Origin of the sequence: Kitasatospora sp. NPDC048722, assembly GCF_040650235.1 — a bacterium.
Lineage (GTDB): Bacteria > Actinomycetota > Actinomycetes > Streptomycetales > Streptomycetaceae > Kitasatospora.
The window spans coordinates 17,872-42,594 of sequence record NZ_JBEZGX010000018.1 but is presented as its reverse complement, the minus strand read 5'-3'; the positions used below and the strand labels follow the sequence as shown (position 1 = coordinate 42,594).

Genomic DNA, 24,723 nt, shown 5'->3' with positions numbered 1-24,723 from the left:
GGCCCTCGCGTTCTTGCTTCCACCCCCGGTCCACCCGGGCTCCGATCACCGGGCGGCGCCCGATCCGTAGCGTCGGTGAGGTCAGCACACAGCTTCCGTCGGGACGGAGAATCCGATGACCGCCCTCGTCAACATCGTCGTGATCATCGCGGTACTGGTCCTGGTGGTCCAGCGACAGATGCGTGCGCAGCGCCTGGACACCGAGCGCCGCTTCTGGCTGCTGCCGCTGATCCTCGGGGTGCTCGCGCTGCGCGACCCGCAGCTGATCGACCACGACCACGCGGCGGTCTCCGCCGTCCTGCTCGCCGCCTCGCTGGTCGCGGTGCTCGCCATGGGCTCCGTCTGGGGCTGGACCGTCCGGCTCTGGCGGGCCGCGGACGGCTCGGTCTGGGCCAAGGGCACCAAGGCCACGGTCGCCGCGTGGGCGGGCATGATCGCCATCCGGCTCGGCCTGTACGGGATCGGCTCGGCGATGCACGTCCACCAGGCGGGCAGCGCCCTGATGCTCGGCCTCGCGGTCATGCTGCTGGTCCGCTCGCTCGTGGTGAACTGGAGGGCGCGGACCACCGAGCTGCCCCGGCAGGCCGCCGCGATCGGCTGACCGCGCCGCCGCCCCGCCGTGTTCGCGCCGCCGCCGTGTACGACACCCCCGAGGAGGAGCCCGTGACCGGGTACTGGACCCGCTGGCCGTCCCGCGAGGGACTGGAGCGCGAGGCCGAGAGCGGCCCGCGGCGGGTCCTCACCGTGCTCGGCCGGACCGTGCTCCTCGTGAGCGTCACCTGGGGGACCTTCGCCGACGGCCGCTTCACCGGCTGGGCGGCGGCGGCCGCGGCCGGCGGGCTGGTGGCCATGGTCGGGCTGAGCACGGTCTACCTGAACACCAGCCGGGCGCAGCGGCTCGTGCCCTCGCTCGCGGTGGCCGCCGCCCTGGTCGGCCTCGGGTGGCTGGCCAACTGGGGCCACGCCATCGTGCTGGCGGACCTCACCTGGCTCGGGTTGGCGGTGATGGCGCTGGTCCGGCTGCCGCCCGCGCCCGCGGTCCTCGCCGCGGTGGCCTCGCTGGGCTCGTACACCGCGGCCAGCTGGGCGAGTTGGCTCAGCGTCGTGATGTCGGTCGGCGGGCTCGGGCTCCTCGGTTTCCTGCTGCGGCTGGACATCGAGGCGCGCGGCACCGCCCGCCGCCTGCTGGCGCAGGAGCGGGCCGCCCGGGCCGCCGAGGCGGAGAGCGCGGCGCTCGCCGAACGGGCCAGGATCGCCCGGGAGATCCACGACGTGCTCGCCCACAGCCTCTCCGCCCAACTCGTCCACCTGGAGGCGGCCCGGCTGATGCTGGACGCCGGGACCGACCGCGAGCAGGTCCGCGAACGCGTCGTCGCCGCCCGGCGGATGGCGCAGGACGGGCTGGCCGAGACCCGGCAGGCGCTCTCCGCGCTGCGCGGCGAACTCACCCCGGTGGGGGACTTCCTGGTCGAACTGACCGGCCGCGAAAGGGCGCTGTTCGCCGTCGCCGGCACGCCCCGGCCGCTGGCCGCCGAGGCCGCGCTCGCCGTGCGGCGCACCGCGCAGGAGGCGGTGACCAACGTGCGCAAGCACGCGCCCGGGGCCCGGTGCGAGGTCGAACTGCGTTACCTGCCGGACGCGGTGGAGCTGGAGGTGCGCAACTCCGCGTCCTCGCGCGGCGCAGCACCAGGGGAACTGGCCGCCAGCGGTAGCGGGTACGGTCTGCTGGGGATGCGCGAACGCGCGGAACTGCTCGGCGGCACCCTGCTGACGGGCCCGGAGGACGGAGGGTGGCGCGTGCTGCTGCGGGTGCCGGCGTGAGCGCGGGGACGACCAGGGTCCTGGTCGCGGACGACCAGACGGTGGTGCGCGAGGGCATCGTGATGCTGCTCGGCCTCCTGCCCGGGATCGAGGTGGTCGGCGCGGCGGCGGACGGGGAGGAAGCCGTCGCCCTGGTGGAGCGGCATCACCCGGACGTGGTGCTGATGGACCTGCGGATGCCGCGCGTCGACGGCGTCGAGGCGACCCGGCGGATCCGGGCGGCTCACCCGGAGACCGAGGTCGTGGTCCTCACGACCTACGCCGACGACGACTCGCTGTTCCCCGCACTCCAGGCCGGCGCGCGCGGCTACCTCACCAAGGACGCCGGCGGCGAGGAGATCGCCCGGGCCATCGCGGACGTGCGCTCGGGCGCGGCCGGGCTCTCGCCGCAGGTCCAACTCCGGCTGCTGGAAAGGCTTTCGGAGGGCCGGAAGGCCTTCCCGGCGCCCCCCGAACCGGCTCCCGCGCAGCCCGCCGCCCGGGTGGCGGAACTGCCCGACGGGCTGACCGCCCGGGAGGCCGAGGTGCTGGCGCTGATCGCCGAGGGCCTCTCCAACGGCGAGATCGCCCAGCGGCTCTTCGTCAGCCCGGCCACCGTGAAGACGCACATCAACAACCTCTTCGCGAAGACCGCCGTGCGGGACCGGGCGCAGGCCGTCGCGTACGCCTTTCGGCACGGAATCACCGGTACGCATCAGTAGTCGGATGAGTGTCTGTCGGATCATCGATCACCTCATCGAGTGAACGTATCTGCAATGGTCAAATCCGCTGCTCAGAGCCCCTCATGATGGTTCGGGTCAGAGTGCCCGCCGGTTCAGGAGCAGCAGTGCCACAGCAGCAGACGAGCAGTCCCGGGCAGGGGCAGCGATTCGACTGGTGGGCCGCTCCGGCCGCCACGAGCGCGCCCGCCGCCGGTCGGCCCAACCCGGGCACCCGGTCGGCCGCCCCCCGGACGGACCGCACGGTGCCGGCGCAGCCGGTGCCGCCCGTCCCGGCCACCGCACCGACCGTGCCCGCGGCGGTGCCCGTGCCCGCCGCCGCACCGGCCGGCACCGCGGACAGCACCGAGGTGTACCGGACGGTCCAGGCCAGCGAGGCCTTCCAGGACATCCGGCGCAGCCACCGGTCGTTCGTCTTCCCGGTCAGCAGCGCCTTCCTCGCCTGGTACCTGGCCTACGTCGCCGCCCAGGCCGCCGCGCCCGAGCTGATGCGCACCCCGGTGGCCGGGCCGCTCAACGTCGCCTGGCTCCTCGGCCTGCTGCAGTTCGCCAGCACCTTCGTCCTCACCTGGCTCTACGCCCGCAACGCCCGCACCAAGCGCGACCGTGCCGCCCTGGGCCTGCGCTGGGACACCCAGGACCAGCTCCGATGACCACCGCGGCGTCGATCGCCACCCCGCCCCCCGTCGCCCCCACCGGCGACCACCACGACCTCGCGATCGCGCTCTTCGCCGTGATCGTCCTGGTCACCCTCGGCATCACCCTCTGGGTCGGGCGCCGCGGCAGCGCGGCCGAGGACTTCTACGCCGGCGGACGGGACTTCACCCCGCTGCAGAACGGCTTCGCGCTCTCCGGCGACTACCTCTCCGCCGCCTCCTTCCTCGGCGTCGCCGGGCTGATCGCCCTCTACGGCTACGACGGCGTGCTCTACAGCATCGGCTTCCTGGTCGCCTGGCTCGTCGTCCTGATGCTGGTCGCCGAACTCGTGCGCAACGCCGGCCGGTACACCCTCGCCGACGTGCTCGCACTGCGGCTGCGCCGGCGCAAGGTGCGGGCCGCGGCCGGCGGCGCCAGCGTCGTCGTCACCCTGCTGTACCTCGTCGCGCAGATGGTCGGCGCGGGCTCGCTCGTCGCCCTGCTGCTCGGCACGAACAGCGCGTCCGCCCGGACCTGGACCATCGTCGCGGTCGGCGGCCTGATGATCGTCTACGTGACGGTCGGCGGCATGCGGGCCACCACCTGGATCCAGATCGTCAAGGCGTTCCTGCTGATCGCCGGATCGGTGCTGCTCACCGTGCTGCTGATGATCCACTACCACGGCGACCTCTTCGAGCTGATGCGCCAGGCCGCCCGGCACAGCGGCGCCGGCCGGCGCTACCTCGAACCGGGGCTCAAGTACGGCGCGACCTCCACCAGCCGACTCGACTTCTTCAGCCTCGGCCTCGCCCTCGTGCTCGGCACCGCCGGCCTGCCGCACATCCTGTCCCGCTTCTACACCGTGCCCACCGCCCGGGCCGCCCGCCGCTCCACGATGTGGGCGATCGGCCTGGTCGGCGGCTTCTACCTGATGGCCATCGCGCTCGGCCTCGGCGCCACCGCCCTGGTCGGCTCGGCCGAGGTGCGGCACGCCAACTCGGCCGGGAACACGGCCGTTCCGCTGCTCGCCCTGGTGCTCGGCGGCGGCAACGGCAGCACCGGCGGGGTCGTCCTGTTCGCGCTGATCTCCGCGATCGCCTTCGCCACCATCCTCGCCGTCGTCGCCGGACTCACCCTGGCCTCCTCCGCCGCCTTCGCCCACGACATCTGGGCCGGCGCCTTCCGCGGCTGGTCGCTGCGCCGGCGGACGGGCGACGGGGCGCCGCGGGCGGAGGAGCCCGACAGTGACCGCCAGGAGATCGTCGTCGCCCGGATCGCCGCCGTCGGGATCGGCGCGGCGGCCATCGTGATCAGCCTCTTCGCCCAGCAGCTCAACGTCGCCTTCCTGGTCGGCCTGGCCTTCGCCGTCGCCGCCTCCGCCAACCTGCCGGTCCTGCTCTACACGCTGTTCTGGCGGCGCTTCACCGCCCGCGGCGCCGTCTGGTCGGTGTACGGCGGCCTCGTCCCGGCCATCGTCCTCGTCACCTTCTCACCGGTCGTCTCCGGCACCAAGGTCGCGCTCTTCCCCGGCGTCGACTTCCACTGGTTCCCGCTGGAGAACCCCGGCATCGTCTCCATCCCGCTCGGCTTCCTGGCCGGCTGGATCGGGACGCTCACCTCGCCCGAACCGGCCGACTCCGACCGCTTCGCCGAGCTGGAGGTGCGCGCCCTCACCGGTGCGGGCGCGGCCTGAACCGCACCCCGGGGAACCCCGGCGGGCCTGGGGCCGCCGGGGTTCCCCCGTGCTCAGGGGCGGGCCGCCAGCCCGTACCGGTGCTCCGGCCGCCCGGTGTCGCCGTAGCGCAGCGTCAGCCGCAGCCGGCTGTCCCGCTCCAACTGCTTGAGGTAGCGCTGCGCCGTCGACCGGCTCAGCCCCGTCCCGTCGGCGACCTCCTGCGCGGACAGCGGCCGGCCCGCCCGGCGCAGCACCCCGAGCACCAGGTCCGTCGTCGGCGCCGAGTGACCCTTCGGCAGTGCCCCGGCCGGGGCCGTGGCGCTGCGCAGGGTCGCGAACAGCCGGTCCACCTCGTCCTGGCCCGCCTCCCGAGCCGCCGGACCGGCCAGCGCGTGCCGCAGCTGCGCGTACGCCGTGAGCTTCTCGCGCAGCCCGGCGAACGTGAACGGCTTGACCAGGTACTGCAGCGCGCCGTGCTGCATCGCCGCGTGCACCGTCGACACGTCCCGGGCGGCCGTCACCATCATCACGTCGCACGCCACCTGCCGCTCCCGCAGCCGGCGCACCAGGGCCAGGCCCGTCTCGTCCGGCAGGTGGTGGTCGAGCAGCAGCAGGTCCACCGGACGGCGCTCCAGCGCCGCCAGCGCCTCCCCGGCCGAGTGCGCCGTGCCCGTCACCCGGAAGCCCGGCACCTTCGCCACGTAGGCGGCGTGCACGTCCGCCACCCGGAAGTCGTCGTCCACCACGAGTACGTCGATCATCACGCCTCCACGAGCCGAGCGGTGAGCAGGGCCTCCGGCAGCTCGACGGTGAACCGGGCGCCGCCCAGCGGCCCCGCGTCGAGCACGATCCGGCCGCCGGTGCGCTCCACCAGCCGCCGCACCATCGCCAGCCCCAGCCCGCGCGGACGGTGCGCGGGCGCGTCCTTGCTGCTCCACCCCTCCTCGAAGACCTGCTCGCGCAGCTCCTCCGGCACGCCCGGGCCGCTGTCCGCGACCTGGAGCAGCAGCGTGGAGCCCGCCGCGGCCAGGGTCACCTCCACCCGGCCGCCCCCGCCCGGCGCCAGCGCGTCCACCGCGTTGTCGACCAGGTTGCCGAGCACCGTCACCAGCGCCCGCGCGTCCACGACCGCGTCCGGCAGGTGGGCCGCCGGGGCCAGCACCAGCCGCACCCCGCGCTCGCCCGCCACCGCGGACTTGCCCGCCAGCAGCGCCGCCACGTGCGGGTCCTGAACCTGCTCGGCGATCCGCGCCGCGACCGCCGCGTGCGAACCGGACTGCTCCGAGATGAACGCCACCGCCTGCTCGTGCCGGCCCAGCTCCAGCAGACCCAGCAGCGTGTGCATCCGGTTGGCGTGCTCGTGGTCCTGCGCCCGCAGCGCCTCGGTCAGGCTGCGCGTCGTGTCCAGCTCCCGGACCAGCGACTCCAGCTCGGTGCGGTCGCGCAGCGTCACCACCGCTCCCTCGGCGGTCGCCGTCCGGTTCACCACGAGGACCCGCTCGTCCCGGACGGCGGGCAGGTCCGGGCCGGTGATCCGCCCGGCCAGCACGTCCGCCAACCGCCCGGGCGGCAGCACCTCGTCGGTCCGGCGGCCGGTGCAGTCCGGCGGCAGGCCCAGCAGCCGCACCGCCTCGTCGTTCGCCAGCCGGATCCGGCCGCGCTCGTCGAGCGCCACCATGCCCTCGCGGATGCCGTGCAGCATCGCCTCCCGTTCCACCAGCAGCGCCGAGATGTCGGCCAGCGCGATGTTGTGCGTCCGGCGCTTGAGCCGCCGGGCCAGGACCAGCGTCGCGACCGTGCCCGCGGCCAGGCCGGCGCCCGCGCACAGCAGGATCCCGGTCAGCATCTTCAACAGCCGGCGGCGGATCGAGTCGTCGCTGATGCCGACCGACACCTCGCCGACGATCCGCCCGTCCGCGAGCCGCAGCGGCACCTTGCCGCGCGCGGTGCGGCCCAGGGTGCCCTGCTGGATCGCGGTGACGCTGAGCCCGCTGAGCGCGGGCTCCGGGTCGGTGCTGACCCGGTGGCCGATCCGGTCCGGGTCGGTGTGGGAGAGCCGGATCCCGTCCAGGTCGGTGACCACGACGAAGCTCGCGCCGGTGGCCAGGCGGATCTGCTCGGCGTTGCGCTGGGCCGTCGTGGAGTCCCGGGCGGCGGCGGCCCGGGCGATCACCTCGTCGGTGGCGGTGGCCTGGGCGATGGACAGGGCGCGCTGCATCGCGTCGTGGTCGAGCTCGCTGCTGACCGGGGCGAGGAACAGCCCGGCGGTCACGGCGGTGACACCGACGGTGACGACGGTCTGGCTGAGCAGCAGCTGAGCGAAGACCCGGCGGGGCCAGCGGGGGAGCTTCATCCGGGCCTCCTCTCGGCGGCCGTGGGGGCGTGGGGACGGCACGGGGATCCGTACCGGGGGCGGACGGGGGTCGGGACACCCTACGTTTCCGGCGTGTTTCTGTCAGCCGCGTCCCCGCAGTTGTAGCGGAAGCAAAACGAGCAGAACACCCCTCAACGCGGAGAAGCCGCACTACGCGGAGAAGGCTCCCGCCGGGGCCGGGCCCGCTCCTACCTTCTCGGGGCAAGCACTGACCCGGAGGCCATCATGCGTGAGCGAGCGCAGCGAGTGAACAACCAAGAGGCGCGACCGGTGCGAAGCGCCCGCCGAGCGAAGCGAGGTGGGGCATGAGCACCCCGGCGATCGAGCTGACCGGCGCGACCAAACGCTTCCGCACCCCCTCGGGGGCCCTGCACACCGCCGTCCGCGATCTCGATCTGACCGTCGCCCAGGGCGAGTTCGTGGCCGTCGTCGGCCCGACCGGCTGCGGCAAGTCCACCACGCTGACACTGGTCAGCGGCCTGGAGGAGCCCACCGAGGGCGAGGCCCGGGTGTACGGGGAGCCGGTCCGCGGGATCCACCCCCGGGTCGGGTTCGTCTTCCAGCAGGACGCCGTCTTCCCCTGGCGCACCGTCCTGTCGAACGTCATGGCCGGCCCCCGCTTCCGCGGCGCACCCGCCGCCGAGGCCAGGGAACGGGCCCGGGACTGGCTCGGCCGGGTCGGGCTCGGTGCCTTCGAGGACCGCTACCCGCACCAGCTGTCCGGTGGCATGCGCAAGCGCGTCGCGCTCGCCCAGACCTTCGTCAACGATCCGGACATCCTGCTGATGGACGAGCCGTTCTCGGCGCTGGACGTGCAGACCCGCGCGCTCATGTCCGACCAGCTGCTGGACCTGTGGGCCGGTACGGGCTCGTCCGTCGTCTTCGTGACCCACGACCTCGACGAGGCCATCGCGCTCGCCGACCGCGTGGTCGTCATGACCGCCGGCCCGGCGACCGTCAAGGAGATCTTCACCGTCGACCTGCCGCGACCGCGCACCGTGGAAGCCGTCCGCCTGGAACCGAGGTTCGTCGAGCTGTACCGCGAGATCTGGGCCTCGCTCGGCGAAGAGGTGCGCATCACCCGGGAGAGAGGAGCGGGTCGTGCCGCTTGAGACCGCGTCGGCCGTGCCCGGAGCACCGGCCGCCCCCACCACGAGAACCGAGGCCCGCGAACGGGCCGCGCGCAACCGGAAACTGGGCGTGTACGGCGCCCGGTTCGCGGTGCTCGTCGCCTTCCTGGGCCTGTGGGAGGTGTGCGCCCGGACGGAGGTCATCGACCCGTTCAACTTCTCCCAGCCGTCGCGGATCTGGGACCAGATCTGGCAGTGGATCACCCACGGCACCGCCCAGGGCTCGCTCGGCGAGCAGATCGGCTACACCCTCTACGAGGCCCTCTCCGGCTGGGTGATCGGCGTCGTCGCCGGCGTGCTGCTGGGCATCGCGCTCGGCCGCATCCGCTTCCTGGCCGACGTGTTCGGGCCCTACGTCAAGGTGCTCAACGCGATCCCGCGCATCGTCCTCGCGCCGATCTTCCTGATCTGGTTCGGCCTCGGCCCGGCCTCCAAGGTCGCCTCCGCCGTGGTGCTGGTGTTCTTCCCGGTGTTCTTCAACGCCTTCCAGGGTGCCCGCGAGGTGGACCGCAACCTCGTCGACAACGCCCGGATCCTCGGCGCGGACAACCGCAAGGTCACCCTCCAGGTCGTCATCCCGGCCGCCACCACGTGGATCTTCACCAGCCTCCACGTCAGCTTCGGCTTCGCGCTGATCGGCGCCATCGTCGGCGAGTACATCGGCGCCACCAAGGGCCTCGGCCTGCTCGTCGCCGCCGCCCAGGGCACCTTCAACTCGGCCGGCGTGTACGCCGCGATGACGATCCTCGCCGTCGTCGCGCTGCTGACCGAAGGCCTGCTGACCTTCGCCGAGAAGAAGCTCTTCCGCTGGAAGCCCGCCGACGCGGGCGACGGCCGCTGAACCCCCCTCGTCCGCCGTAGAGAGGCACCCCCACCCATGCGCCCGAACCCGACCGGCAGAGCCGCTGCCGCCGCCCTCGCCGCCGCCCTCCTCCTCCCGCTCTCCGCCTGCGCCAACGACGCCGCCACGTCCGCCCACGGCGCCGCCGCACCGGCCGGCCGGCAGGTCGACGGGCCCAAGGTCAAGATCATGGTCGGCGGCCTGGACAAGGTCATCTACCTCCCCGCGATGCTCACCCAGCGGCTCGGCTACTTCGCCGACGCCGGCGTCAACGTCGAACTGCTGACCGAGCCCGCCGGCGTCAACGCCACCACCGCCCTGCTCGCCGGCGACGTCCAGGGCGCCGTCGGCTTCTACGACCACACCATCGACCTCCAGGCCAAGGGCAAGAACGTCGAGTCCGTCGTCCAGTTCGCCCAGGCCCCCGGCGAGGTCGAGCTCGTCTCCGCCAAGCAGACCGACGCCATCAGGTCCGGTGCCGACTTCAAGGGCAAGAAGCTCGGCGTCACCAGCATCGGCTCCTCGACCGACTTCCTCACCAAGTACCTCGCGGTCAAGAACGGCGCCTCCGTCAGCGAGTTCAGCCCGATCGCCGTCGGCGCCGGACAGACCTTCGTCGCCGCCCTCCAACAGGGCAGCATCGACGCCGGGATGACCACCGACCCGACCGTCGCCAACGTCCTCGACAAGGGCCTCGGCAAGATCCTCTACGACATGCGCACCCCCGAGGGCTCGCGCCAGGCGCTCGGCGGCCTCTACCCGTCGTCCTCGCTCTACATGGCCACCGACTGGGTGGAGAAGAACAAGGACACCACCCAGAAGCTCACCAACGCCTTCGTGAAGACCCTCAAGTGGATGTCCACGAACACCCCCGAGGAGATCGCCGCGAAGATGCCCGCCGACTACGCGCAGGGCGGCGCCGAGCAGTACGCGGCCGCGATCAAGTCGACGCTGCCGATGTTCACCACCGACGGGGTGATGCCGGCCGACGGGCCGAAGACCGTCCTCGCCGTGCTCGCCGCGTTCCACCCGGACGTGAAGGGCAAGGAGGGCTCGATCGACCTCTCCCGCACCTACACCACGGAGTTCGTCGGCAAGGCCACCGGCTGACCCCGGGACAGGTCCGGCGGTCCCGCGCTCACCCCCACGGGCGCGGGGCCGCCGCTTCCGGCCGCCCGGGTCGTCGCCTCGGGGCGCCCCGGTCTCAGACTCCCCGGACGCTCAGCACGTCCATCCGCGACGGCGTGCCCTCCGCCTTCCCGCAGCTCTCCGGACGCGGCGGCTCGCTCCGGCCCTCCAGCACGTCCACCTCCCACGCCCGGCCGTCCGCGTGCAGCACCGTGACCAGCCAGCGGCCCTCGCCGTCCGGCCGCTGCACCACGGTCAGCGCGTCCGCCCGGGTCTCGCCGATCGCCAGCCGCACCGCGTGGTCCGCCGCCTGGCCCGGACGGTCCCAGCCCGAGCAGCCCCGCGACCACTCCGGCACCATGTGCCCGGCCGCCGTCGCCGCCAGCACCTCCTTGGCCGTCTCCGCCGTCAGCCGTCCGTACGCGTAACCGGACGGCAGCACCAGCATCGTGGGGGAGAAGCGGTGCCCGCCCAGGTGCGTCACCTCCCACACCTCGCTGTGCCCCGCCGCCGCCAGGTCCGCCGCCAACGGCCGGCCCAGCAGCGCGCAGCAGCGGTCCCGCCGCCCGTTCGTGCACACCAGCGCCACCGGGCCGCCCACGTGCTCCGCGCCGAAACCCGCGTGGTCGCCCACGCCCAGCGCCGCGAAGTCCAGCCCCAGCAGCTCCGCCGGATCGGCCACCGCGGCCCGGCGCACCCAGCCGCGGCCCGGAACCGTGTGCGCCACGATCACCTCGTGCCGCGCCGTCGGCAGGCAGTCCGCGTGCCGGCCGGGCCGGCGGATCAGCGCCACCCGCACGCCCGTCCCAGCCGCGGCGGCCTCCAGCGCGCGCCCGGTCTCCGCGTCCAGGTGGCTCTCGCCCAGCGCCTTCGCGCCCCACGGCCCGTTCTGCTCCACCAGCAGCCAGGTGGTCGCCACCGCCGCCGTGGCGGCCAGGGGCTCCGAAAGTTCACGCGACCGCGTCGCACAGGTGCTCACGCGGGCAAGGCTACCCTCAGCCCTCCGGCCGCCCCCTCACGTCGGGGACGGCCGACCGGCCCCCGAACGGCAGAGGAGGGGCACCCGACGGGCACCCCTCCTCCGCTCACCCGGTCGTACCGGTCACGCTGATCCCCCCGGTCACGCCGGACCCGCGACCACCGCGATCGGCGTCGTCACCGGCGTACCCGAACCGTCCCGGCGCGGATCCCGCTCCGGCAGCTCCACCGGCGCGCCCTTCGCCGTCGCCGCCCGGGCCGGCACCGCACCCGCCCACGCGAACGTCAGCAGGTCCTCACCGCGCAGGAACCGCTGGCAGCGGACACCGCCCGTCGCCCGGCCCTTGCGCGGGTACTGCTCGAACGGCGTCACCTTCCACGTCGACTGCTCCTCGCCCGTCAACGTGCCCGACGCACCCGCCACGGAGACCACCACCGCGTCCGCCGCCGGATCCACCGCCGTGAACGACAGCACCCGCGCCCCGTCCGCCAGCTTGATCCCCGCCATGCCACCCGCCGGACGCCCCTGCGGACGCACCTGACCCGCCGGGTACCGCAGCAACTGCGCGTCCGACGTGATGAAGACCAGGTCCTCCTCGCCGGTGCGCAACTCCACCGCACCCACCAGCTCGTCACCCTCCTTGAGGGCGATCACCTCGAACTCGTCCTTGTTCGCGGGCCACTCCGGCACCACCCGCTTCACCACGCCCTGCACCGTGCCCAGCGCCAGCCCCGGCGACGACTCGTCCAACGTCGTCAGCGCCAGCACCCGCTCACCCGCGTCCAGCCGCAGGAACTCCCCGACCGCCGCCCCGCCCGCCAGCGTCGGCGACGGCGTCGGCGGCAGCGCCGGCAGATCGATCACCGGCAGCCGCAGCACCCGGCCCGTCGACGTCACCACACCCACGTCCGCCCGCGCCGTCGCCGGCACCGCAGACACGATCACGTCGTGCTTCGCCCGCGCCTCCGACAGCTCGAACGGCTCCCCGTCCGCCGTCCGCGCCAGCAGACCCGTCGACGACAGCAACACCCGGCACGGATCGTCCGCCACCTCCAACGGCACCGCCAGCGCCGCCGACGGCACCGCGCCCGCCTCCAGCAGCACCGTGCGCCGCTCCGTCCCGAACTGCTTCCCCACCGCGCCCAGTTCGGACGAAACCACGCTGCGCAGCTTCGCGTCCGACTCCAGGATCTCCCGCAGGTCCGCGATCTCCGACAACAGCTTCGCCTGCTCCTGCTCCAGCTCCACCCGGTCGAAACGGGTCAGCCGGCGCAGCGGCGTGTCCAGGATGTACGCCGTCTGCGTCTCCGACAGCGAGAAGCGCTCCATCAGACGCTCCTTCGCCTGCCCCGCGTTGTCGCTCGACCGGATGATCGCGATCACCTCGTCGATGTCGACCAGCGCCACCAGCAGGCCCTCGACCAGGTGCAGCCGCTCCTCGCGCTTGCGCCGGCGGAAGTCGCTGCGCCGCCGCACCACCGTGAACCGGTGGTCGACGTACACCTCCAACAGCTCCTTCAGCCCCAGCGTCAGCGGCTGGCCGTCCACCAGCGCCACGTTGTTGATGCCGAACGTCTCCTCCATCGGCGTCAGCTTGTACAGCTGCTCCAGGAGCGCCTCCGGCACGAAGCCGTTCTTCACCTCGATCACCAGCCGCAGCCCGTGCTCGCGGTCGGTCAGGTCCTTGACGTCCGCGACACCCTGCAGCTTCTTCGCGTTGACCAGGTCCTTGATCTTCGAGATGACCTTCTCCGGGCCGACGTTGTACGGCAGCTCCGTCACGACGATGCCCTTGCGGCGCGCCGTCACCGCCTCCACCGTCGCCGTCGCCCGGATCTTGAACGTCCCGCGGCCCGACTCGTACGCGTCCCGGATCCCCGCCAGGCCCACGATCCGCCCGCCCGTCGGCAGGTCCGGACCCGGCACGAACCGCATCAGCGTGTCCAGGTCCGCGTTCGGGTGCTTGATCAGGTGCCGGGCCGCCGCCACCACCTCGGACAGGTTGTGCGGCGGCATGTTCGTCGCCATGCCCACCGCGATGCCCGTCGCGCCGTTCACCAGCAGGTTCGGGAACGCCGCCGGCAGCGCCAGCGGCTCCTGCTCACTGCCGTCGTAGTTCGGCCCGAAGTCGACCGTGTCCTCGTGGATCGACTCCACCAGCGCCATCGACGCCGGCGTCAGCCGCGACTCGGTGTACCGCATCGCCGCCGGCGGGTCGTCGTTGCCCAGCGAACCGAAGTTCCCGTGCCCGTCGATCAGCGGCAGCCGCATCGAGAACGGCTGCGCCATGCGGACGACCGCGTCGTAGATCGACTGGTCGCCGTGCGGGTGCAGGCGACCCATCACCTCGCCCACCACACGGGCGCACTTCACGTGCGCGCGCTCCGGACGCAGGCCCATCTCGTTGGCCTGGTACAGGATCCGCCGGTGCACCGGCTTCAGACCGTCCCGCGCGTCGGGCAGCGCGCGCGAGTAGATCACCGAGTAGGCGTACTCCAGGAAGGAACCCTGCATCTCGTCCACGACGTCGACATCGAGGATCCGCTCCTCGAAGTCTCCGGGCGGCGGGGTCTGCGAACTGCGGCGGGCCATCGCGGCGGGGCTCCCTTACGTCTCGCTTGCTCTGTGTCTCGGTCAGTCTCTGTCGCCATGCCGGCTGCCCCCGTCAACAGGGCGCGGCGCCCCCATTGTGGACCCTCACACCGACACTCCCGGTCAGCGCCCCTCTTCCGCCCCTGGCGAACGCCCCCTCCGCGCGGACACATCCGCGCCCCTCGCGCGTTGCACCACAATGGGGGACGCCACACGAACCCCGACATCGACGACGGGAAGGACCCGAGCGCATGGCCAACCCGGCCCCCGCCTCCAGCCGAGGCATCGCCATCACCGAGCACCGCCTGGAGAACGGCCTGCGCGTCGTCCTCTCCGAGGACCACCTCACCCCGGTCGCCGCGGTCTGCCTCTGGTACGACGTCGGCTCGCGCCACGAGGTCAAGGGCCGCACCGGCCTCGCCCACCTCTTCGAACACCTCATGTTCCAGGGCTCGGCCAACGTCTCCAACAACGGCCACTTCGAGCTCGTCCAGGGCGCCGGCGGCTCGCTCAACGGCACCACCAGCTTCGAGCGCACCAACTACTTCGAGACCATGCCGGCCCACCAGCTGGAGCTCGCCCTCTGGCTGGAGGCCGACCGCATGGGCTCCCTCCTCGCCGCACTCGACGAGACCTCCATGGAGAACCAGCGGGACGTCGTCAAGAACGAGCGCCGCCAGCGCTACGACAACGTCCCCTACGGCACCGCCTTCGAGAAGCTCACCGCGCTCTCCTTCCCCGACGGCCACCCGTACCACCACACCCCCATCGGCTCCATGGCCGACCTCGACGCCGCCACGCTGGAGGACGCCCGGGCGTTCTTCCGCACCTACTACGCGCCCAACAACGCCGTCCTCTCCATCGTCGGCGACATCGACCCCGAACAGACCGTCGCCTGGGTCGAGAAGTACTTCGGCAGCATCCCCGCCCACGACGGCAAGCAGCCCCCGCGCTCCGGCGAACTCCCCGACACCATCGGGCGCGAACTGCGCGAGGAGATCCACGAGGACGTCCCCTCCCGCGCCCTCATGGCCGCCTACCGCCTCCCGCACGACGGCACCCGCGAGGCCGACGCCGCCGACCTCGCCCTCACCATCCTCGGCAGCGGCGAATCCAGCCGCCTCTACAACCGCCTCGTGCGCCGCGACCGCACCGCCGTCGCCGCCGGCTTCGGCCTGCTCCGCCTCGCCGGCGCCCCCAGCCTCGGCTGGCTCGACGTCAAGACCTCCGGCGACGCCACCCTCCAGCAGATCGACACCGCCGTCGACGAGGAACTCGCCCGCTTCGCCGCCGAAGGCCCCACCCCCGAGGAACTCGAACGCGCCCAGGCCCAGATCGAGCGCGAATGGCTCGACCGGCTCACCACCGTCGCCGGCCGCGCCGACGAACTCTGCCGCTACGCCGTCCTGTTCGGCGACCCCAAGCTGCTCAACGACGCCCTCCCCAAGGTCCTCGACGTCACCGCCGAAGAGGTCAGGGCCGTCGCGAAGGCCCGACTCCACCCCGACAACCGGGCCGTCCTCGCCTACGAGCCGACCACGGCCGACACCGACGCCGCTTCCGAAGAGGAGGGTGCCGCCGCATGAGCACCGACTACGTCCCCGCCATGACCTTCCACCCCCAGCCCCGTCCCGGCACCCCGAGCCCCTGGGCCTTCCCCGCCCCCGAGCGCACCGCCCTCGCCAACGGCATCACCGTCCTGCACTGCCACCGCCCCGGCCAGCAGCTCGTCGCCGTCGAGGTCCTCGTCGACGCCCCGCTCGCCGCCGAACCGGCCGGCCTCGACGGCGTCGCCGCCATCCTCGCCCGCGCCCTCAGCGAAGGCACCGACACCCTCACCGCCGAGGAGTTCGCCGGCGAGCTCGAACGTGCCGGCGCGACCCTCGACGCCCACGCCGACCACCCCTGCATCCGCGTCTCCCTGGAAGTCCCCGCCTCCCGCCTCCAGCGCGGCCTCGCCCTCCTCGCCGACGCCCTGCGCGCCCCCGCCCTCCCCGAGGACGAGATCGAGCGGCTCGTCGCCAACCGCCTCGACGAGATCGTCCACGAGCAGGCCAACCCCGCCCGGCGCGCGGCCAAGGCCCTCTACGCCGAGCTCTTCGACGCCGCCGACCGCCTCTCCCGCCCCCGCAGCGGCACCGCCGACACGGTCAAGTCCATCGACCGCGCCGCCGTCAAGGCCTTCTACGACGCCCACGTCCGGCCTGCCACCAGCACCGTCGTCGTGGTCGGCGACCTCACCGGCGTCGACCTGCCCGCCCTCCTGGAGAGCACCCTCGGCACCTGGACCGGCACCGCCGCCACGGCCTCCGTCCACGCCCCCGTCACCGCCGACGACCACGGCCGCGTCGTCATCGTCGACCGGCCGGACTCCGTCCAGACCCAGCTCCTCATCGGCCGCATCGGCCCCGACCGCCACCACCCCGACTGGCCCGCCCAGACCCTCGGCACCTACTGCCTCGGCGGCACCCTCACCTCCCGCCTCGACCGCGTCCTGCGCGAGGAGAAGGGCTACACCTACGGCGTCCGCTCCTTCGCCCAGCCGCTGCGCTCGGCCGCCGACGGCAGCGGGCGCGCGCTGCTCGCCATCAGCGGCTCGGTGGACACCGCCTCCACCGCCCCGGCCCTCAAGGACGCCTGGACGATCCTGCGCACCCTCGCCGCCGAGGGCCTCACCGACGCCGAGCGCGACGAGGCCGTGCAGTTCCTGGTCGGCGTCGCCCCGCTCAAGTACGAGACCGCGGGCTCGGTCGCCGGCACCCTCGCCGACCAGGTCGAGCAGCACCTGCCCGACGACTACCAGGCAGACGTCTACCGCCGGCTCGCCGAACTGCCCACCGCCGAGGCCACCGAGGCCGTCGTCGCCGCCTTCCCGCCGGACCGGCTGGTCACCGTGCTGGTCGGCGACGCCGCCGTGATCGCGGACGACGTGCGGAAGCTCGGCATCGGCGAGGTCACGGTCGTCAGCTGACCCCCTCCGGTGCACGGCAGGCCCGTTGGAGCGATCGCGGCTCCGGCGGGCCTGCCGCGTTTTTAAATTCGTTGCGGGCCCCGGCCGTTCCGTGGATAGATGTTCCCCGGCACAGACGTACGAAGTCCGACTGCGACGAACGAAGGGAGGCGGTCACCATGCGGGTCGAGCGAACCATACGACGACGCTCCCCAAGGCCGTTCTCCCGCCGTGCCCTGGGCGCCTGAGCCCCTCTTCTCCTGGTCTTCCCCGAGCCGCGCCGGGATCTGTTCGCGTGCGGCAACTTCCCTTGAACCAAGCGACCTTGGAGGTCGAACAGCCATGTCGTACACCGAAGTGCCCGGAATCCGGGTCCCCATCCGGATGTGGACCGACCCGGCCACCGTCGAGGGCGAGGCCATGCAGCAGCTGCGCAACATCAGCTCCCTGCCCTGGCTCCACGGCCTCGCCGTCATGCCCGACGTCCACCTGGGCAAGGGCGCGACCGTCGGTTCCGTCATCGCCATGAAGGGCGCCGTCTGCCCGGCGGCGGTCGGCGTGGACATCGGCTGCGGAATGAGCGCGGTGAAGACCTCCCTCACCGCCAAGGACCTCCCGGACGACCTGTCCCGCCTCCGCTCCAAGATCGAGCAGGCCATCCCGGTGGGCCGCGGCCTCCACACCGACCCGGTCGACCCGCGCAAGCTCCACGGCTTCGCGACGGCGGGGTGGGACGACTTCTGGCAGCGGTTCGACGGTGTCGCGGATTCGGTCAAATGGCGTCGCGAACGTGCCATGCAACAGATGGGAACGCTCGGCGCCGGCAACCATATGATCGAATTGTGCATCGACACGGTCGGGGTGGTGTGGCTGATGCTGCACTCCGGCTCGCGCAACATCGGCAAGGAACTGGCGGAGCACCACATGACCGTCGCCCGGTCGCTGCCGCACAACCAGGGCCTGGTCGACCGTGACCTCGCGGTGTTCATCTCGGAAACTCCGCAGATGGAGGCCTACCGGGCGGACCTGTACTGGGCGCAGGAGTACGCCAAGCACAACCGTGCCGTCATGATGACGTTGTTCCAGGACGTTGTCCGCCGCGAATTCCCCAAGGCGAAGGTCAGCTTCGGCGAGGTCATCAGCTGCCACCACAACTACGTGGCCGAGGAGACGTACGACGGTGTCGACCTCCTCGTGACGCGAAAGGGCGCGATCCGGGCGGGAACGGGCGAGTTCGGGATCATCCCGGGCTCGATGGGCACCAGTTCGTTCATCGTCCGCGGCCTCGGCAACAAGGCGGCGTTCAACTCGGCCTCGCACGGCGCTGGCCGGAAGATGAGCCGTACGGCGGCCAAGAAGCGCTTCACCGTAAGGGACTTGGAGGAGCAGACGCGGGGCGTGGAGTGCCGCAAGGACAGCGGCGTCGTCGACGAGATCCCGGGCGCCTACAAGTCGATCGAGAAGGTCATGGATCAGCAGCGCGACCTTGTCGAGGTCGTCGCCCAGATCAAGCAGGTCATCTGCATCAAGGGCTGAGCAGCCGAAAAGAGATGGCCCCCGACGATGTCGGGGGCCATCTCTACCGCTTCGGGAACACTCTCGGGCGTCTCGGGCCGACGAGTCGCCATTTGCGAATGGTGCAGCTCTTGACGGTCCGGTCCAGTTGTTCGGCCGCCAGTTCCATGCTGGCCGCGCTCAGGAGCACCACATCCTCCTCGGCGGTCCAGCCGCGCCGAGGGGCGGCTATCCCCATCGTCGGCGGGCGGACCCACGCTTCGACGTGCGTGGCACCCACTTGCTTGCGAGGCAGTGCGAGGCAGCCGGGGTAGTACAGCTCGGCAGTGATGGCCACGGCGGCTTCCCTCGTGAAGAGGATGTTGTAGATGCCGTCGCGCTTGTTGCGGGTGAGCTTGCGCTTCACACCGCAGAGCTGCTCGGCATAGCCAGCGAAGAAGGCGGCCATCGCGTCGCTCTGGGTGGTGAAGCTGAGGAACGGCAATCCCGTGGCGGTGATGCCGAGTGACCCGTCGGCATCGATGAGGCCGCGGACGTAGTCGCGCTCGGAGAATGGCACGCCCGGTGGGGCCACTATTTCGGACTTGCACCCAACCGGCAGGCCCAGCGCCCGCAGTTCCTCCCGGAACTCACGGGCGCAGACGGTCCACACCACCGACGTGTGGTCCGCCTTGAAGTTCGTGGTGCGCGTCCGGTGGCGGATGCTGCTGTTGAACGGGCAGAGGCGCTGGAACTCCTCCAGGATCGGTGCGTCCCGCGCGGAGAGTTCCACCGCGAGCCGGCCCTTGTTGCCGACTTCCTGGGTGAGGTGGCCGTCCGCCTGGAGGAAGGCGTACATGTAGGCGTGATCGGGTCGTTCGAGGTCGAAGAACGTCATGCGCCGAGCATGTGTGCGAGTGGGTGGCCACAAGGGGTGATCGCTCACCAGTTCGCCAAGAGGTGTGAATGCGATCGAATCCGTGAACGCAAAGCGCCCGGCAGTGCTAAATGCACTGCCGGGCGCTGCGGCGACTCAGCCCGCTCAGGCGGCGGCGGGGAGCTCTTCGAGGCCTTCGGCGACGAGCTTGGCGAGGCGGTCGAGGGCCTCGTCGGCGTTCTCGGCGTCGGTGGCGAGGATGACCTCTTCGCCGCCCTGGGCGCCGAGGGCGAGCAGGCCGAGCATGGAGGCGGCGTTGACGGGGTTGCCGCCGGGCTTGGCGATGGTGATCGGCACGCCGGTGGCCGTGACGGCCCGGACGAAGATGGAGGCGGGACGGGCGTGCAGGCCCTCGGCCCAACCGATGGTGACGCGGCGCTCGGCCATGAGACGTGCCTTTCCGGTGAAGCTGGTCACGGCCGTGCTCGGGGAAGCGGCCATGTTGTCTAGACCAGTGTTGCACGCGGTCGACCTCTGCGAGCCGCCGCGTTCGGGAGTTGTGATTGTTTCTTTTCGGGGCATAATGCCCGGCCGGTGGCCGTGCCCACCCTGCCGCGCGTGCACGCCGGGCGCCGTTCGGCCCGCCGCCGGATAACCTGACGATCGTGGACGACTCCGCGGCGGCGCAGCACCCAGGGCATCCGGACTATCCGCAGCACTGGGAGGCCGACATCCTGCTGCGCGACGGTGGCACGGCCCGGATCCGGCCGATCACTCCCGCCGATGCCGGGCGGCTGGTGGAGTTCTACGAGCAGGTCTCGGACCAGTCGAAGTACTTCCGTTTCTTCGCCCCTTATCCGAAGCTCTCGGAGAAGGACGTCCGCCGGTTCACGCACCACGACTTCGTGAACCGGGTGGCGCTGGCCGTGGTCGTCCGGGACCGTTTCATCGCGACCGTCCGGTACGACCGGATCGATGCCGAGGGCCGTCCGTCGGACACCGGGACCGATGCCGAGGTGGCGTTCCTGGTGCAGGACGCGCATCAGGGCCGCGGCGTGGCGTCGGCGCTGCTGGAGCACATCGCGGCGGTGGCGCAGGAGCGGGGGATCCGTCGTTTCCAGGCGGAGGTGCTGCCGGAGAACCGGAAGATGGTGAAGGTCTTCACGGACGCCGGTTACACGCAGCACCGGAGTTTCGCCGACGGTGTGGTGCACCTGGAGTTCGACCTGGAGCAGACGGACCGCTCGCTGGCGGTGATGCGGGCGCGGGAGCACCGTGCGGAGGCGCGTTCGGTGCAGCGGCTGCTCACGCCGCGTTCGGTGGCGGTGATCGGGGTTTCGCGCAATCCGCAGACGGTGGGGCGGGCGCTGCTGCGGGACCTGCTGGGCAGTTTCGACGCCGAGTTCGGGAGCAGGCGCGGAGACGGGGAGGCCCTGCGTCCCGTGTACGCGGTGAACCGCAAGGCTCCGGCCGGGACGGAGCTGGACGGCGTCCCGGTGTACCGCTCGATCCTGGACGTCCCGGGCCCGGTGGACCTGGCCGTGATCGCCGTCCCCGAGAGTGCGGTGCCGGCGGCGGTCGCCGAGTGCGGCGCCCACGGGGTGCAGGGCCTGGTCGTGGTGACGGCCGGGTACGCGGAGACCGGCCCGGAGGGCCGTGACCGCCAGCGGGCGCTGGTGCGGCAGGCCCGTGCGGCGGGGATGCGGGTGGTCGGCCCGAACGCCTTCGGTCTGATCAACACCGATCCCGAGCAGCCGTTGAACGCCTCGTTGGCGCCGCATCTGCCGCGGCGCGGCGGTTTCGGGATCTTCTGCCAGTCCGGTGCGATCGGGGTCGCGCTCCTGGAGGCCGCGCACCGCCGGGGGCTCGGCGTCTCGTCGTTCGCGTCGGTCGGCAACCGGTCCGACGTCTCCGGCAACGACTTCCTGCAGTACTGGGCGGAGGACGACGCGACCGAGGTGGTGCTGCTCTACCTGGAGTCGTTCGGCAACCCGCGCAAGTTCACCCGGATCGCCCGCCGTCTGGCCGCGGCGAAGCCGGTGGTCGTCGTGAAGGGTGCGCGTCACACCGGGAGCCTGCCGCCGGGCCACGCCGTCCCGGCCACGGCGACGGGGCTGCGCGACGCGACGGTGGACGCGCTGTTCGAGCAGGCCGGGGTCACCCGGGTGGAGACGATCACCGAGCTGTACGACACCGGCGAGGTGCTGGTCCAGCAGCCGCTGCCGCCGGGGGACCGGGTCGCCGTGGTCGGCAATTCGGACTCGCTGGGCCTGCTGACGTACGACGCCTGCCTGAGTGCGGGCCTGCGCCCCCGCACGCCCGTCGACCTGACCACCGGCGCGACCGGCGAGAACTTCCGGATCGCGCTGGACGTCGCCCTGTCCGATCCCGCCGTGGACGCCGTGATCGCCGTCGCGATCCCGCCGATCGGCACGTCCGCGCACGCGTTCATGGGGGGTCGCCTGGCCGGCCCGGAGGATCCGGAGATGGGTTCGGACGATCCGGAGATCGCCACTGCTCTGCTCGAAGCCGGTGAGCGGGCAAGGGAGTTGGGCAAGCCGCTGGTGCTGGCGCACTTGGCGCTGACCGATCTGCCGCTGCGGCTGCGTCCGCGCGGCATCCCGGCGTTCGCGGCGCCGGAGCGCGCGGTGCGGGCCCTCGCCCACGCCGTGCACTACGCGCAGTGGCGTCGCCGGACGGCGGAGGCGGAGGAGACGGCCCGGGTGCCGGAGCTGGACCGGATCGACGAGCCGGGGGCCCGCGTGCTGGTGGACGCGGCGCTGAGCACCCGGGCCGCGATCGCGGCCCGCACCCAGCCGGGTGGTGCCCGGATCACGCTGCCCGACGCGGAGGCCCGCGCGCTGCTGGCCCACTACGGCATCGACGTGTCGCCGACCCTGCCCGCCCCGGACGAGGAGACGGCGGTGCGGGCGGCGTCGGCGCTGGGTTACCCGGTGGCGCTCAAGGCGACCGCCCCGCACCTGCGCCACCGCCCCGACCTGGGCAGCGTCCGCCTGGACCTGACCGGCGAGCCGGGCCTGCGCCGGGCCCACCGGGAGCTGGACGCCCTGCTCGGCGGGGCCGCGCAGGCCGAGCTCGTGGTGCAGCGGCTGGCTCCGCGCGGGGTGGACACCGTGATCGGCGCCACGGTCGACCCGGCGGTGGGCGCGATCCTGTCCTTCGGGCTGGCGGGGGCGCCGGCCGAACTCCTGGGCGATGTCGCGCACCGGCTGGTTCCGGCCACCGACCAGGACGTCGCCGGGCTGATCCGCGAGGTCCGGGCGGCTCCGCTGCTGTTCGGCTGGCGGGGCGCGGAGGCGGTGGACACGGGCGCGCTGGAGGAACTGCTGCTGCGGGTGTCGCGGCTGGTGGACGACCTGCCGGAGGTCGCGTCGGTGGACCTCGAACCGGTGGTCGTGGCCCCGCACGGGCTGGCGATCCTGGGGGCGCGGGTGCGCATCGCGCCCCTGCCCGTCCGCAGTGATCTGGGTCCGCGCGCCATGAGCAGCCTGTAACCTTCCTTGGTTGCGCCTGCCCGTGGGCGCTGTTGTCCGAAGCTCGGCGCCGCGCCGCCCGCTTCGTCGGCGGACCATGCCAGGATGGAGTTATGGCGAAGACCGGTACCACCACCACTCAGGACCTGCGCTCGGCGATCGAGCGCAGTGGCTACTACCCGGCCCTGGTGTCCGAGGCGGTGGAGTCCGCGGTTGGCCCGGAGCCGATCAGCTCGTACCTGGTGCACCAGGAGACGACGTTCGACGCCAACGAGGTACGCCGCCACGTCACCGTGCTGGTGCTGACCCCGACCCGGTTCGTGGTGAGCCACACCGACGAGCAGACCGGGGACGCCGCCAGCCCGTCGGTGCCGCTCGCGACGACGTCGACGGAGAGCGTCCGGCTGGACCGGATCGGTTCGGTCGTGGTGAGCCGGATGGTGGCGAACCCGGAGACGTACACGCCGGGCACGCTGCCGCGCGAGGTCGTGCTGACGATCGGCTGGGGTGCGGTGCAGCGGCTGGACCTGGAGCCGGCGGGCTGCTCGGACCCGAACTGCGAGGCGGACCACGGCTACACGGGTTCGGCGACGGCTGACGACCTGTCACTGCGGGTGAGCGAGGCCGGCGACGGCCCGGAGACGGTCGCGCAGGCGCTGGTGTTCGCCCGGGCGCTGTCGGACGCGACGGTCAGCAACGGCCCGCGGGCCTGAGCCCCGCCCCGGCCCGCCCGACCGCTCACAACGCCCGCCCACGCGGAACGACTGCCTGCTCAGAACGACTGCCGCCGACCGCGCCGCCGACCGCCACGAAACCGGATCCATGTCTTACGCACCCTCCGACGGCTACGACGCCTTCGAGATCCTCGATCCCGCCTCCGCCCCCGCTCCCGCCTACGGCAGCGGTTCGCTCTGCGACCTGCTGCCCTCGGTCGCGGCGGGGCTGGGCGTCGAGGGCTTCTCGGCGACGCTGCCGATCGCCCCGGCCGACCGCGTGGTGGTGTTCCTGGTCGACGGCCTCGGCTGGGAGCTGCTGCTGCGCCACCCCGAGTACGCGCCGTTCCTGTCGTCGCTCGCGGGCAGTTCGATGGGCGGCTCGGGCCGTCCGCTGACGGCCGGGTTCCCGTCGACGACGGCGACCTCGCTGGCCTCGGTCGGCACCGGCACCCCGCCGGGGCTGCACGGCCTGGCCGGCTACACGGTGGCGGTCCCCGGTGCCGGGTACCTGATGAACCAGCTGCGCTGGCAGCCGCCGACGGACCCGGCGGCCTGGCAGCCGTACCCGACGGTCTTCGAGCGGACGCACGCGGCCGGGGTGGCGACGGCGCAGGTGTCGTCCCCGCTGTTCGCCCAGACCCCGCTGACCAGGGTGGCGCTGTCCGGCGGAACCTTCATGGGCCGGACCACCGGCGAGGAGCGGATGGACCAGGCCGCGGCCTGGCTGGCCGAGCACGACCGGGCGCTGGTGTACACGTACGTCAGCGAGCTGGACGGCGCGGGCCACCGCTTCGGCGTGGACTCGGACGAGTGGCGGATGACCCTGGACGCGGTGGACCGGCTGGCCCGGCGGCTGGCCGAGCGGCTGCCGCCGCGCTCGGCGATGTACGTGACGGCCGACCACGGCATGATCGACATCGCGCCGGAGGACCGGATCGACTTCGACGAGGACTGGGAGCTCGGCGCGGGCGTGGCCCTGCTGGGAGGCGAGGGCCGGGCCCGGCACGTGTACGCGGTGCCGGGAGCCGCGGCGGACGTGTACGCGGTCTGGAGCGAGGTGCTCGGCGACCGGATGTGGGTGGCGACCAGGGACGAGGCGATCGCGGCGGGCTGGTTCGGCCCGGTCGTGGACGAGCGCGTCTACGCGCGGATCGGCGACGTGGTCGCCGCGGCCCGGGACGACGTCGCGATCACCGCCTCCCGCAACGAGCCCGGCGAGTCGGCGATGATCGGACTGCACGGCTCGATGACCCCGGTCGAGCAGTTCGTGCCGCTGCTCGAAGTGCGCGCCTGAACC

20 protein-coding genes are annotated in these 24,723 nt (G+C 72.7%); 14 read left to right on the top strand and 6 right to left on the bottom strand.

Going from position 1 to position 24,723, the window contains the following annotated elements; genetic code table 11:
- Positions 1–115 precede the first annotated feature (115 nt).
- The 5 genes from AB0C76_RS15745 (at position 116) to AB0C76_RS15725 (ending at position 4,869) form a co-directional block, all read left to right on the top strand.
- Positions 116–601 (top strand): DUF1453 domain-containing protein, encoded by a 486-nt coding sequence (locus tag AB0C76_RS15745; protein WP_359964810.1) that lies wholly within the window; start codon positions 116–118, stop codon positions 599–601.
- Between the two features lie 62 nt (positions 602–663).
- Positions 664–1,821, top strand: coding sequence for a histidine kinase (locus AB0C76_RS15740; RefSeq protein WP_359964808.1), 1,158 nt, complete (start codon positions 664–666; stop codon positions 1,819–1,821).
- Entirely contained in the window at positions 1,818–2,522 is a 705-nt protein-coding gene (locus AB0C76_RS15735; RefSeq protein ID WP_359964806.1) for a response regulator transcription factor, read from the top strand. Before AB0C76_RS15740 ends, AB0C76_RS15735 begins: the two co-directional genes overlap by 4 nt.
- 125 nt (positions 2,523–2,647) lie before the next feature.
- Complete coding sequence (locus AB0C76_RS15730; RefSeq protein ID WP_359964804.1) at positions 2,648–3,193, top strand: DUF485 domain-containing protein; 546 nt, start codon at positions 2,648–2,650, stop codon at positions 3,191–3,193.
- Positions 3,190–4,869 carry a cation acetate symporter gene (locus tag AB0C76_RS15725; protein ID WP_359964802.1) on the top strand — a complete coding sequence of 560 codons (1,680 nt, stop codon included), beginning with the start codon at positions 3,190–3,192 and terminating at the stop codon, positions 4,867–4,869. The genes AB0C76_RS15730 and AB0C76_RS15725 overlap by 4 nt, the downstream gene beginning before the upstream one ends.
- Before the next feature lie 53 nt (positions 4,870–4,922).
- Here AB0C76_RS15725 and AB0C76_RS15720 read toward each other — a convergent pair whose 3' ends face one another.
- Together AB0C76_RS15720 and AB0C76_RS15715 are read right to left on the bottom strand one after the other, a co-directional pair.
- Positions 4,923–5,612 carry a response regulator gene (locus tag AB0C76_RS15720; protein ID WP_359964800.1) on the bottom strand — a complete coding sequence of 230 codons (690 nt, stop codon included), beginning with the start codon at positions 5,610–5,612 and terminating at the stop codon, positions 4,923–4,925.
- On the bottom strand, positions 5,612–7,204 hold the full coding sequence (locus tag AB0C76_RS15715; protein ID WP_359964798.1) for a sensor histidine kinase: 1,593 nt from the start codon (positions 7,202–7,204) through the stop codon (positions 5,612–5,614). The genes AB0C76_RS15720 and AB0C76_RS15715 overlap by 1 nt, the downstream gene beginning before the upstream one ends.
- A gap of 326 nt (positions 7,205–7,530) precedes the next feature.
- Here AB0C76_RS15715 and AB0C76_RS15710 point away from each other — a divergent pair, with 326 nt between their 5' ends.
- The 3 genes from AB0C76_RS15710 to AB0C76_RS15700 are packed head-to-tail and all read left to right on the top strand — an operon-like array spanning position 7,531 to position 10,306.
- The gene (locus AB0C76_RS15710; RefSeq protein ID WP_359964796.1) at positions 7,531–8,337 is read left to right on the top strand and encodes an ABC transporter ATP-binding protein; all 807 of its coding nucleotides are present in this window, start codon (positions 7,531–7,533) and stop codon (positions 8,335–8,337) included.
- Positions 8,327–9,196, top strand: a complete 870-nt coding sequence (locus AB0C76_RS15705) for an ABC transporter permease (RefSeq protein ID WP_359964794.1) — start codon at positions 8,327–8,329, stop codon at positions 9,194–9,196. The genes AB0C76_RS15710 and AB0C76_RS15705 overlap by 11 nt, the downstream gene beginning before the upstream one ends.
- A 36-nt stretch (positions 9,197–9,232) precedes the next feature.
- Entirely contained in the window at positions 9,233–10,306 is a 1,074-nt protein-coding gene (locus AB0C76_RS15700) for an ABC transporter substrate-binding protein (protein WP_359964792.1), read from the top strand.
- 94 nt (positions 10,307–10,400) lie between these two features.
- Here the strand turns inward: AB0C76_RS15700 and AB0C76_RS15695 are convergent, their stop codons facing one another.
- Both AB0C76_RS15695 and AB0C76_RS15690 read right to left on the bottom strand, forming a co-directional pair.
- Positions 10,401–11,303 carry a sucrase ferredoxin gene (locus tag AB0C76_RS15695; protein WP_359964790.1) on the bottom strand — a complete coding sequence of 301 codons (903 nt, stop codon included), beginning with the start codon at positions 11,301–11,303 and terminating at the stop codon, positions 10,401–10,403.
- Positions 11,304–11,444: 141 nt separating this feature from the next.
- Positions 11,445–13,895 carry a DNA topoisomerase IV subunit A gene (locus AB0C76_RS15690; RefSeq protein ID WP_359964788.1) on the bottom strand — a complete coding sequence of 817 codons (2,451 nt, stop codon included), beginning with the start codon at positions 13,893–13,895 and terminating at the stop codon, positions 11,445–11,447.
- Positions 13,896–14,146: 251 nt separating this feature from the next.
- Between AB0C76_RS15690 and AB0C76_RS15685 the strand changes: the two genes are divergently transcribed.
- The 3 genes from AB0C76_RS15685 (at position 14,147) to AB0C76_RS15675 (ending at position 18,381) form a co-directional block, all read left to right on the top strand.
- Positions 14,147–15,481 (top strand): pitrilysin family protein, encoded by a 1,335-nt coding sequence (locus AB0C76_RS15685; protein ID WP_359964786.1) that lies wholly within the window; start codon positions 14,147–14,149, stop codon positions 15,479–15,481.
- Between the two features lie 20 nt (positions 15,482–15,501).
- Positions 15,502–16,866: a pitrilysin family protein gene (locus AB0C76_RS15680; RefSeq protein ID WP_359964939.1), complete on the top strand. Its 1,365-nt coding sequence runs from the start codon at positions 15,502–15,504 to the stop codon at positions 16,864–16,866.
- Between the two features lie 321 nt (positions 16,867–17,187).
- A complete protein-coding gene (locus AB0C76_RS15675; RefSeq protein WP_359964784.1) occupies positions 17,188–18,381 on the top strand; it encodes an RtcB family protein in 1,194 nt (397 codons plus the stop codon).
- Positions 18,382–18,424: 43 nt separating this feature from the next.
- On the opposite strand, the gene AB0C76_RS15670 is transcribed toward AB0C76_RS15675, so the two are convergent.
- Both AB0C76_RS15670 and AB0C76_RS15665 read right to left on the bottom strand, forming a co-directional pair.
- Positions 18,425–19,237: an LAGLIDADG family homing endonuclease gene (locus AB0C76_RS15670; protein WP_359964782.1), complete on the bottom strand. Its 813-nt coding sequence runs from the start codon at positions 19,235–19,237 to the stop codon at positions 18,425–18,427.
- Positions 19,238–19,381: 144 nt separating this feature from the next.
- Positions 19,382–19,663: an HPr family phosphocarrier protein gene (locus AB0C76_RS15665; RefSeq protein WP_359964780.1), complete on the bottom strand. Its 282-nt coding sequence runs from the start codon at positions 19,661–19,663 to the stop codon at positions 19,382–19,384.
- Positions 19,664–19,881: 218 nt separating this feature from the next.
- On the opposite strand from AB0C76_RS15665, the gene AB0C76_RS15660 reads away from it, so the two are divergent.
- From AB0C76_RS15660 to AB0C76_RS15650, 3 genes are all read left to right on the top strand, one after another.
- Positions 19,882–22,731: a GNAT family N-acetyltransferase gene (locus AB0C76_RS15660; RefSeq protein ID WP_359964778.1), complete on the top strand. Its 2,850-nt coding sequence runs from the start codon at positions 19,882–19,884 to the stop codon at positions 22,729–22,731.
- A gap of 92 nt (positions 22,732–22,823) precedes the next feature.
- The gene (locus AB0C76_RS15655) at positions 22,824–23,423 is read left to right on the top strand and encodes a DUF5998 family protein (protein ID WP_329924627.1); all 600 of its coding nucleotides are present in this window, start codon (positions 22,824–22,826) and stop codon (positions 23,421–23,423) included.
- Between the two features lie 109 nt (positions 23,424–23,532).
- Positions 23,533–24,720, top strand: a complete 1,188-nt coding sequence (locus tag AB0C76_RS15650; RefSeq protein ID WP_359964776.1) for a nucleotide pyrophosphatase/phosphodiesterase family protein — start codon at positions 23,533–23,535, stop codon at positions 24,718–24,720.
- Positions 24,721–24,723 lie beyond the last annotated feature (3 nt).

Bases quoted from the DNA above. Each gene is read 5' to 3' on its own strand.
- AB0C76_RS15745 (WP_359964810.1), top strand. From the start codon at position 116: ATGACCGCCCTCGTCAACATCGTCGTGATCATCGCGGTACTGGTCCTG.
- AB0C76_RS15725 (WP_359964802.1), top strand. From the start codon at position 3,190: ATGACCACCGCGGCGTCGATCGCCACCCCGCCCCCCGTCGCCCCCACC.
- AB0C76_RS15720 (WP_359964800.1), bottom strand. From the start codon at position 5,612: ATGATCGACGTACTCGTGGTGGACGACGACTTCCGGGTGGCGGACGTG.
- AB0C76_RS15715 (WP_359964798.1), bottom strand. From the start codon at position 7,204: ATGAAGCTCCCCCGCTGGCCCCGCCGGGTCTTCGCTCAGCTGCTGCTC.
- AB0C76_RS15710 (WP_359964796.1), top strand. From the start codon at position 7,531: ATGAGCACCCCGGCGATCGAGCTGACCGGCGCGACCAAACGCTTCCGC.
- AB0C76_RS15700 (WP_359964792.1), top strand. From the start codon at position 9,233: ATGCGCCCGAACCCGACCGGCAGAGCCGCTGCCGCCGCCCTCGCCGCC.
- AB0C76_RS15690 (WP_359964788.1), bottom strand. From the start codon at position 13,895: ATGGCCCGCCGCAGTTCGCAGACCCCGCCGCCCGGAGACTTCGAGGAG.
- AB0C76_RS15685 (WP_359964786.1), top strand. From the start codon at position 14,147: ATGGCCAACCCGGCCCCCGCCTCCAGCCGAGGCATCGCCATCACCGAG.
- AB0C76_RS15680 (WP_359964939.1), top strand. From the start codon at position 15,502: ATGACCTTCCACCCCCAGCCCCGTCCCGGCACCCCGAGCCCCTGGGCC.
- AB0C76_RS15675 (WP_359964784.1), top strand. From the start codon at position 17,188: ATGTCGTACACCGAAGTGCCCGGAATCCGGGTCCCCATCCGGATGTGG.
- AB0C76_RS15670 (WP_359964782.1), bottom strand. From the start codon at position 19,237: ATGACGTTCTTCGACCTCGAACGACCCGATCACGCCTACATGTACGCC.
- AB0C76_RS15665 (WP_359964780.1), bottom strand. From the start codon at position 19,663: ATGGCCGAGCGCCGCGTCACCATCGGTTGGGCCGAGGGCCTGCACGCC.
- AB0C76_RS15655 (WP_329924627.1), top strand. From the start codon at position 22,824: ATGGCGAAGACCGGTACCACCACCACTCAGGACCTGCGCTCGGCGATC.
- AB0C76_RS15650 (WP_359964776.1), top strand. From the start codon at position 23,533: ATGTCTTACGCACCCTCCGACGGCTACGACGCCTTCGAGATCCTCGAT.